The 9727-nt window shown below is 59.8% G+C and carries 9 protein-coding genes and 1 tRNA gene; all 10 read right to left on the bottom strand.

The window, feature by feature from the left end; translation table 11 throughout:
• Positions 1 to 276 precede the first annotated feature (276 nt).
• Positions 277 to 350 (bottom strand) — tRNA-Val (locus tag NG895_RS22325).
• A gap of 77 nt (positions 351 to 427) precedes the next feature.
• Positions 428 to 733, bottom strand: a complete 306-nt coding sequence (locus NG895_RS22320) for a Sec-independent protein translocase subunit TatA/TatB (RefSeq protein ID WP_252854754.1) — start codon at positions 731 to 733, stop codon at positions 428 to 430.
• Positions 734 to 785: 52 nt separating this feature from the next.
• Positions 786 to 962 (bottom strand): Sec-independent protein translocase subunit TatA/TatB, encoded by a 177-nt coding sequence (locus NG895_RS22315; protein WP_252854753.1) that lies wholly within the window; start codon positions 960 to 962, stop codon positions 786 to 788.
• Between the two features lie 212 nt (positions 963 to 1174).
• Positions 1175 to 2953, bottom strand: a complete 1779-nt coding sequence (locus NG895_RS22310) for a hypothetical protein (protein WP_252854752.1) — start codon at positions 2951 to 2953, stop codon at positions 1175 to 1177.
• 5 nt (positions 2954 to 2958) lie between these two features.
• Positions 2959 to 3399, bottom strand: a complete 441-nt coding sequence (locus NG895_RS22305) for an ExbD/TolR family protein (RefSeq protein ID WP_252854751.1) — start codon at positions 3397 to 3399, stop codon at positions 2959 to 2961.
• A 9-nt stretch (positions 3400 to 3408) separates the two neighbouring features.
• On the bottom strand, positions 3409 to 4095 hold the full coding sequence (locus NG895_RS22300; RefSeq protein ID WP_252854750.1) for a MotA/TolQ/ExbB proton channel family protein: 687 nt from the start codon (positions 4093 to 4095) through the stop codon (positions 3409 to 3411).
• A gap of 93 nt (positions 4096 to 4188) precedes the next feature.
• Positions 4189 to 4797: a hypothetical protein gene (locus NG895_RS22295; RefSeq protein ID WP_252854749.1), complete on the bottom strand. Its 609-nt coding sequence runs from the start codon at positions 4795 to 4797 to the stop codon at positions 4189 to 4191.
• A 285-nt stretch (positions 4798 to 5082) separates the two neighbouring features.
• The gene (locus NG895_RS22290) at positions 5083 to 5946 is read right to left on the bottom strand and encodes a BON domain-containing protein (protein WP_252854748.1); all 864 of its coding nucleotides are present in this window, start codon (positions 5944 to 5946) and stop codon (positions 5083 to 5085) included.
• A gap of 232 nt (positions 5947 to 6178) precedes the next feature.
• Complete coding sequence (locus NG895_RS22285; RefSeq protein WP_252854747.1) at positions 6179 to 6490, bottom strand: hypothetical protein; 312 nt, start codon at positions 6488 to 6490, stop codon at positions 6179 to 6181.
• Positions 6491 to 7819: 1329 nt separating this feature from the next.
• Positions 7820 to 9724 (bottom strand): thioredoxin-like domain-containing protein, encoded by a 1905-nt coding sequence (locus tag NG895_RS22280; protein ID WP_252854746.1) that lies wholly within the window; start codon positions 9722 to 9724, stop codon positions 7820 to 7822.
• Between the last annotated feature and the right edge of the window lie 3 nt (positions 9725 to 9727).

The following is a 9727-nucleotide window of genomic DNA, read 5'->3' as shown; positions in this document are numbered from 1 at the left end:
TCCACCCTCTGGGTGTTCCTTGGTCAAGTCTTAAGCGCAGACGACTCGTCCCGTGTCACGGTTGCACGCTTGATAGCGCATCGAAGCGCTCGCCCATACGCTTTGGGCCCGAAGTCTTTGGCCAACAGATCGCCATGGCTGGCGCGGATTCGCTTGAACACGCCCTCGGTGTGCGATAAGAGCTACCCAATTGGATAGGTCTTCTCGAAAGTAGCTGCACCGGCAACCGCTGGCGGGTCGCCTCGAAGGATTGCTCAGCAAGAAATTTAGAACAAGTGGGCGACACTGGATTCGAACCAGTGACCTCTGCGGTGTGAACACAGCGCTCTAACCAACTGAGCTAGCCGCCCCAGAGTGTGGCGCTTTGGGCGCCTGATCGCGGGATTTTAACATTCCCGGCCCGATGCCACCAGTGGCTTACCCCCTGCTAGGTGGCGGGTGTGGGAGGACCTGAAGCGGCCTCTTCTTTGACCTCTTCGCGAGGTGGGCTGGTGGGGGGCTCGAACTTGGGAGCCGGTTCCTCGCGGTGGTCGTTGTAGTCCAGGTCGAAGCGGGCGGCATTGGTACCTGAGTTTACCGCGTCGCTGAACTCATCCTTGACGCCCTGGACGCCCTTTTTGAACTCGGTGAGACTCTTGCCCAACGAGCGAGCAACCTCGGGCAAGCGGCTGCCAAACAGCAGTAGGGCAACGATGCCAACGATCAACAGTTCTGGATAGCCGATTCCGAACATACTTTCCTCTTGATGGCCACAACAGCCAGTTTATGGCAAGCCCTAATCGACCTTAGTGCGACGGTTCTTGGGTTTCGTCCGACTTCTTCTCGTCAATCTCTTTCACGCCCTTCTTGAACTCAACAAGACTTTGGCCCATGGAGCGTGCCAGCGAAGGCAAGCGGTTGCCAAAGAGCAGCAACACAATCACCAAGACAATCAGAATTTGGAGGGGGCCTGGAGTAAACATCGCCGAAGTGCCTCGCAGCGAGGAAAGCCGCTCAGAGTTGGACCAAGCGGGTGGGGGTGGGGCAATCGGGCGCAAATCCGCCCGACCGTTGACCTTATAGTATAGACCAACGCCACCCGCAATTCTACAACGGTGTGGCACCTCGTCAAACGCGGCGAATCGTTACAACCACAATAATTCCCGCATTTTCCGGCCCGAAACGCCTGCCGAGATTATCGCTGAGTGGTTTCGCCCCGAGGACGACTGGCGATCCAAGGGCTGTTGCCCCCAGCTGGCGAACCGTATCGATAGTAGACCTCCAGACACATGGCCGCCATGGCTGTGGTGTAGACACGGCCACCGTAGCCCCCCCAAACGGTGTTCGGGCTCCAACTACCGGCATTGGCGCCTTCGGCTACCTGGGCGGTGAGCAATTCACGCTTCATTCGCTGGTTCCAGCGGTTCCAAGTGTGCTGAGCCGCCAATCCGTCGTTCTGAGCGTGGTGCAGCGCCAAAGCGGCGTAGTACCAATAGTAATAGTTCGTCAGATTGTCGCCAGGCAGTTCGGCCGCGATGGCGTTGAGGGCCTCGGTTTGGGCTGCTCCCTTCAATGGTACCCCTAGCACCTGGCGACAATACATCGCCTCGGCGGTCATTGCACGACTCCAGTCCGATTGAACCTGGTAGGCGGCCAGGCCTCCGTGGCGTCCACGGGCCACTCGAGCCAGGAAACTCTCGATGCGAGCCCAGGTGTCGTCAGGCACATTGATGCCCGCGAGCTCCGCGCTGCGGAGCGCCATAATCACCCAGCCAAGCTGGCTAACGTCGCCACGGTCGTGGGGGACATATCGCCAGCCGCCCACCGACTTGTTCTCGGCCCACAGCAAGTAGTCGACTGCCCGGCGGACCGTCGGTTCCAGACGTTTGTCCTTGGTCAGCGCGTAAGCTTCGGCCAGCGCGAAGGTGGCCATCGAGTGGCAGTAAGTCCGAGCGTACTTCGCTGCTCCCCCCGCCAGGCAACCCTGGTTGTCCTGCGAGCGCATGAGAAATACCAACCCACGAGCCACTTCGTGCTGATAGGAGCCTTCGAGGTGAGTGTGCCCTGCTCCGAGGAACGTCAGCAGGGCCAGCCCGGTAACCGCTGTATCGGCTTGCCCGCCAGCCCCTTCGCGGTTGTGACCGAGCACGTACATTTCGCGGCCGGCCTGCCAACGACTGGCATCCCACCGTCCGTCGTCGGATTGGGCGATCGCTAACCACTCCAGTGCCTTGCCCACGGCATGCTCCGTCTCGCGACTTCCCCCCTGCTCGATGACCGACTGCAGGCGATCGGGTTTGATGCGTTCGGCGAGCGAAGCCGGCACCGCAGGTGGCAGCGGCTCAGTAGCTGGTTGGGGTGGTGTGGGCGTCGAAGTGGGCTGCGGCATGGCAGGTTCTTGCACCGGGGCCTGAGCGACCACAGGTTCCGTCTCGACCGGCTCTGAGGCTTCCGGCATCGGTTGCTTCTCAACCGGCTGCTCTGCCAGCTCACTGGGCTGGGGCTCCTGCACGGGCTGCGGTGTCGGCTCGGGCTGGGGTACCGGTTCCGGCATCAGGTCCGGTGGCGTGAGCGGTTCTTCCGCTGGCGTCGGCTCCTCGACCTGCTCTTCACTGGGAGCCTCGACGACCTCGGGAACCGCCGGCTCGTCGGATGGCTGCAACGATTCCTCCGGAGTCGCCGCAGGAGTGTCGGGAGCTTCAATCGATGGCTGTGGCGCCATCGAGACAATGGTCACGCGAACCGGCTTATCTTGCTCGGCACCAGGAGGCATTCCGACAAACCGTATGGTGGCCGCCACTCCCACCAGGATCGCGTGGGCAGCCAGCGACAATAGCACGCAGCGCCACATCGGTCGTCGCCGTGCCCATTGGGTTCGCAACAGCAGCAGCGATCCAATGCACACCCCCGCCATGGCACCCCAAAGTGCCAGGTAGCCTACCGAGACGGCGACGATGATGGGAATGCAGTGCACGCCATTTAACGTGTTGAGGTTTTGCTTTGGCTCATGGCCGTAGCCAGTTCAACGGTGATGCCAATCTGAGTAACATCGGCTTCGTGGCAAGCGGCCATCGTGTCGGCTATATGCTGGAAGGGGCAGTTGGCATCGCCGTGCAGGATGACGTCCAGATCGGGCGTGGCTTGTCGGGCCGCCGACAACTGCGTTACCAGTGTCGCCCGATCGACCGGTTCTCCATCCAGTTCGATTCGCCCATCGGCGAATACTGTCACCGCCTTCGGCTTGTGCGGCACGGCCGCCTCGCCGGCGCTGCCAACCTTGGGCAGTTCGAGCTCGATGCTGCGGTCGATCTCGGTGAACTTTGTTGCCACCATGAAGAATATGATCAGCAGGAACACGACGTCGATCATTGGCGTCAGGTTCAGTTGGATCTGATCGTCTTGGCTGGTCTTCAGTGGCATTGTGGGAAGCTAAGCTGCTTTCTTCTTGCTGCGACTTTGACTTGCTTCGGCCGAGATCAGATTTACGAGTTGCTGACCGTAACTGTCGATTTCCATCACCAGCGAGTCGACGCGGCCCACAAAGTACATGTAGAAGATCAGTGCAGGAATGGCGACGAACAGCCCGGCGGCCGTCGACAGCAGTGCTTCGCTGATGCCGCCGGCAAGCAACTCGGGACGGCCCATCGCGTCGCTTCCGGCGATGGCATTGAAGGCCGTCATCATGCCGCAAACGGTGCCCAACAGTCCCAACAGCGGGCAGACCGTGGCGACGCCGTTGATGACGCGCAAGTACTTGCGAAGCACGTTGGCCGTACGCTCGCCTTCGTCCAGTATGGCTTGCTCGACCTCGACGGCCGGCTTGCCCCACTTCCGCACGCCAGCAGCGAACACCCGTGCCATGTGGCTCGAGTCGTCTTCGCAGAACTCCAGCGCCTCGTGCCTGTCGAGTGTGCCATCTTCCACCTGCGACAAGAAGCAGTGGATGAATGGGCCTGGCAGGACGCGTCCGCGCCGCAGGCTGACGAATCGCTCGAATACGACAACCAGCATCAGGAATGACGCCAGGGCGATGGGCCAAATGCTGAGCCCACCTGCCAGGGCCATCTCCAGCAGGCTCTGAGTGGGAATTTCAGTCGTGGCTTGTGTGGCTAGCATGCTGGCACCTCACGATACGCCGCTAGCCCCGACCAACGATTGGTCGGGGCTAGGCTGGCTGTCCGGCTATCTATTACTTCGGCTCGTTGAAGCTCAGAACTGAGGCTGGCTGCCATCGTCGACATTGCCAACCATATGCAGGTGGTTGTGGTCGATGTACAACACTTCGCGAGCGTCCTGGTCCACCAAACGGTGCGGCACTGGCCAGCCGATGTTGCGGACGTCCTCGTAGTACACGGTGCACTTGTAGTGGGCGTGATGCTGCTGGGCCGGGCCGATCAGCGGATATACGCGGGGCGGATCGACGTAGTCGGCGATCTTTTCCTTGACGATCCGCACGTTGTTGCGGTTACGCTCGTACAGGAACGGCCAGCCACCCTGCACGGGATTTGCCTTCTCCATGGCGACCATCACTTCGTCATCGCTGGGCGGATCGAGCGCCACGGGCTCACTGCCCGAAGTGATCGGTCCCAGGATAGGAACCCGGTCGTAACGTTCTTTACGCCAGAACTCGTCTTCCTTGTCCTTCTGGAAGTAAGGACTCACCGGCACCGGGATCGACAACATGCCGATGCTGGGCCCCAGGGTCTGTAGCCCCCAGAAGCAGCCGGTGGAACAAAGCGACGAGGCACCAATGATCAGCCCCATGGCCAAGGTAGCGGCTCTGCGGGGTGCGAATGTTTGTTGAGCGTGCGGTTGCATGGATCAACCTTTGATTGCAGTTGGGAGAACAGCCGGATGAGGTTGTGGATAAGTCCCGCCACGCGAAGCGGACGAGTCGTTGATGTTGTTATCGAGATAATCTGGGTGAATCTTGCGGGTTGTTTGGAATTTGACGAAAAAACTTCCAAACGGGCTTCTGCGTGCGGCCAGGTGAAGGCAAAGACCAGCTCGCCAGATCGCTCACGGCCGTCTATTACACCAAAAAAACTCGGCCTTCCGGAGAAGGCCGAGTTCTTGTGTGTTACTGCTAGCATCGCTTCCAGATCACTGAGTCTTGCAGTGACTGAAGTCGAGCATCCACCAGCCATCGTCCCATTCCAGCGTGACCTTACGCCATCCCAGGGGTACCTGGGGATAAGGATAGAACGGACCGATGTACGGCCAGGCCGTCGGCGAGTACTGCTTGGGGTACGTCACGGCCGAGTAGTTCGGGTAAGCAGCGTAGCTCGGCCAAGCGTAGCCAGGCATGTTGGCATTGTCATAGCTCACACCGGCGGATCCGCCATTGGGGACGTAACCCGAAGGCATGGGGCCCATGCCACCACCGTATCCGCCTCCACCAGGACCACCAGGCCCACAGTAGCTAGCGGGCATCGGCCGACTTTGAGCCCCGGCCGTGCGAATCGCCGTGGCCTGGTGAGGTCCTACCGGGCGAGGCATCTGACCTGCCATGGGACGGCGAGCCATCCGCGGACGGCTCACAGGAGCCTGTGCAGCAGGTGCAGGTGCCGACATCTGCTCGGCCGGCGCTTCGGTGCTGGTGAGCGAAATGCGAGCCTTGCTGGCACTCTCAGTCTTGATGGTTTCAGCGACCGGCGACACCAGTTTGCCGGCTTGGCCCTCGACTTCGAGCTTTGAAATGACCTGGTCGACTCCCTGGACGCAGCGAGCCAACTCAATCGCTTGCTGCTCCTGATCGACGCTGGTTACGTTGCCCAACAGCCAGGCAACTCCGTCTTGATACTTGACACCCAGTCGATAATTCGAAAGTTGCCCACTCTCCTTGATCGAGCTAGCAATTTGCTGCGCCATCGCGGTGTCTTCGGGCGCTTGAGCCTGAGCCGAGCTAGCGGCAGTGGCCACCAGCAACGCGCAGGCGTACACGAGATGGATCGAACGCCTTCCCATTTTCCCCCCTCCTAGGTTTTAGTGAGTCGACGATCCATGCCAATCCAGGGACCATCAACTTCAGCCCGACACTCTCCGCCGGGACTCGAGCATTGAACGATGTGCCTTATCGTGCACCATTGGGCGGCGCAGACTAGGCGACGCTATAGACTTCGGCAGACGGTGGTAGCGAAGGGGAGTTTTTTTCCGGTTTTGCCGGTCATTTCACCGCTAGCCTGCTAGCACCGCGGTACTAGCCCACCGGTTGTTCGTCGCTGGAGGCGAAAGCCTGAAGCACTCGATCGGGCTCATAAGATTGCCGTTCGAAACAGGTTACGACAGCCATCATGCCAAGCGTGGTGCCGGAGGCTGCCCAAAAAGGCTGTTGCGAAAGGAATCCCCACACCGCCACAACTCCGACCAACGCCATCACCACAGCCATCAGGCAGTTGGTACAGAACGCGCAAGTGGGTCCTAAATGGGTGCGACTGGAAATGGCAAGAATGATCCCGATGACGTGAACAGCTAGCCAGACGTGGGGCGGGACCCAGTGAACAGCTTCCATGCTGCGAACTCCGGGGCGATGGGCTTGGGGGTAGGTTGGAAGCCAGACAATAGGCGCAATCGTCCCAATCGTCAACGTCATCCGCTCCATCCCGTCGTGCCTTTTCTGCGCTGGCCCGCCACTTCGGCACGTCTCTTGCTTATTGTCTCTCACGCTACGCTCGGCGCTCGCGCTGGGCGTGCAAACACACCACCTTCAGGTCCGCACCCCGATTACATGCGGGCGTGTGCTGATGGTAGAGACATTCGGTCGGCCGCGGTTTGCGAGACTCGCCGGAACGTTTTTAAACTTGGTGCTCCAGTTCATGGGGCAAATAACAATTCACCGCGTGAGGCCGCAGGGGTTTCCGCATACAGTGCGTCCGCCCCCGTATGCTTCGCCTACGTTTTTGGGCTGCCGCTTCCAATGCCCGTTCCGGGTGGGCCAGCCGCCGCATGGGCCTCACGAAACACCGACTGACGAGCGGCAATAGCCCCACCAGCCACCTTCGCGACGGGGCTAGTGCTGCGCCCGCAGACCGAAAGGCGTTTCACCAAAATGGTGAAATTGTCTCCCTGTTTTTGTGGCCCCACTGTAAGCCATTGCCACGGGACGACTTAGGGCGACAGCTATCGCGACGCCCCCATCTGCGGGCCTTGGGTCCCAATCCCTCCTGCAATCGCAAAGGCCTGTAAACCAAAGAGTTATCGCTTATCCCAACGGACCTCACCGTTTTCGTGACGCGCGTCTTCCGCGGTCCGGGGCTTGAGCCCGACTCGAGCAAATTTTCTGCGGGCAGTTGCCCAAATAATCCCTGGGAATTCACGCCCGGAAAGAAACTACGCCGCCTGCCCCAATGGGTTTGGCCTCACCAGCCGGTATTGGCACATCCGTTGCTTTAGACGGTCGCTACATACATTTGCCGATTTGCTGAGTGTGAAGTGCGTGCATTCGCCCAGACCTCAGAAAATCACATACATCGACCCCAGCAAGTGGTACGAAGGAGGGATTAATGAGCTACGGAAATCGAAATATCGACTACGCTCTCCGAGCTGGCTTGATCGACGCCGTCGAGACAGGCGACTACGCGGAAGAAAGGCAACTGCGTTATAACCGTAAGCGATCAGCAACTGCTCACCGCAGGCGCGGCCGCAGACGAACTGCTACGGCACCCGGTTGTGGCATCGGGGCCCGCCGCAATCGTCGCTTCCACGTCTAAGTCTCAGCCGAGAGCGATCTACATATACCAAAAACCACGTGCCAATCCTCGGTCGAGGCGGCACGTGGTTTTTGCTTGCACTTTTAGTTTCGGGGCACTAAGCGAGTTGCCCGCCGCCCCGTATGCTCGGTCTAGCGACGGCCAATCTGAGGAGCTTTGCCCAGCACTCGCTGCAGCTCCGCTTCCAACTCCGAGATATGGACGTTGCGGTTCGCCACCTGCCCCTTGTCATCGACAAGCAGCATTAGCGGCAGCGTCATCACGCCCATCTCGTTCGCCAAGCGTCCGTCCAGGCCGCCTTCGTCGTACACGTGCTTCCACGGCAGGCGATTCTTGCTCAGGTACTTTTCGGCTTCAGACACCGAGCTGTCCAGGTTCACACCAATGATATCGAACCCTCGACGCGAGTACTTGTTGTGAAGCACCTTGAGCTCTTCGATGTCTTCCTTGCAGGGCTCACACCAACTGGCCCAGTAGTGAATCAGCACGTACTTGCGGCGGTATCCTGACAGATCGACCTTGCCACCCCCCACGGCATCGCCCGCAAGCGGCATCGCCTTGCCGATCGATTCCAGGCGGCGGATGGCTCCAGTGGCCTTTTTGCCGGCGTCGGAGTTGGGGAACTGCTTGGCTAGCTTGCTGTACCACTCGATGGCCGTTTCTTCTTCACCAGCGAACTCCTCTTCCATGCCCAATTGCAGCATGGCCTCGGAAGTGTCGGGGAGGTTGGGATAGTCGGTGGCAAACTTCTGCAGCGATTCGAGCCAAGCATCCCGGACCTTCGTATAGTTGCCCTTCGGGTCCATGCTGGCCTTGATGTATTCCGACCACAGCCGGCGGAATTCAACGTGTGCCTGCAGCTCTTCGGATGCCTTTTGCTTCTTAAGTTCACTCGCCAGAGCCTCAATCTGCTCGATGGCGTCGTAGTACTGCATGGTCTGCACTGCAGCACTCAGCATGTCGACCTGCTGGCGTTGCCATTGTTCGCGGTCGGCGCCGGCGGGGCTTTCGGCGGCCAGTTTCTCCAGCACCTGCACCCGCTTCTTCGTCACCGCAATCTGCTGATCGTTGGTTCCGCCAAACTGTGTATCAAGCTTCTCCAGTTCGGCAAGCAATTTCTGCACCTCCTCCGACGGTGCCTCGCCGTTGGGCAGGGCTGCAACCGATTCGGCTTGAGGTGCATTGAACAACTGGGCCGTGGCCGACGAATCGCCGATCTGCGGCAAGCCAATCAGCCGCCAGGTGTCGCCCGTCTGCACCATGGCACCCAGGTACACCTGCTCTGGCTTTCCATTGTTGTTTACCAGCGCAGCCACGTTTTCGTAAACATGCAGGTCCTGCTTCACGCCTTCGCCACCAGCCGGAATAATGGCCGGACGGCTGGCTCCAAAGTCCAGGAACGAAGTCGACTTGTCGACCACCTTTTGCTCCTTGGCAAACTTCGTGAAGTCCGATTGGGCATCACGAATGCCCTTGGTAACGCGGTCCTTCAACTCGCCTGCAATGCCCAGCCTGTCGACGTCCTTGTTGCTCATCAAGAGCGTGGAATACAGGCTGGCGTCCTGCTTCTGGATTGCCTCGACGGCCACTTCCGCAACCTCGTAGGGCGAAATCCGTTTCCACGAGTCAATCTTGCCATTCTCATCTTCGTCCAGTCCCCACCGGGTGCCGGCTGAATGGAACCAGCGGTACTGATCCGCCTTGCCGTCGAAGTCGGCGTCGATGTCACGGTACACTTCCAGGCCACTTTTGAAGTAGCTCCAGGTATCGACCACCTTGTCGCTGTTTGAGTCGGCAAACCGCCGCAGGACCCGTCCGTCAGGGCCGGTTACCACCCAGGCGGACCCGCCTTCCACCGACTGGATTTTGCACTTGTCGATCTCATCCGCCTCGGGACGGTCGTAGTCGATGTTCGACTGGATCGGCTTCAGGCCCAAGGCCTGCCGGGCCGTGGTGGCGGCCAGCGATGTGCACGGTGCAGTGGTTACCGTAAGTATGGTGCAAGAAATGATGAAAGCCGAACTTCTTAATGACATGGC

Origin of the sequence: Aeoliella straminimaris, assembly GCF_024054565.1 — a bacterium.
Taxonomy (GTDB): domain Bacteria; phylum Planctomycetota; class Planctomycetia; order Pirellulales; family Lacipirellulaceae; genus Aeoliella; species Aeoliella straminimaris.
Note: the sequence above shows the minus strand (reverse complement) of the source record. Positions and strands in the feature narration are given on the sequence as shown.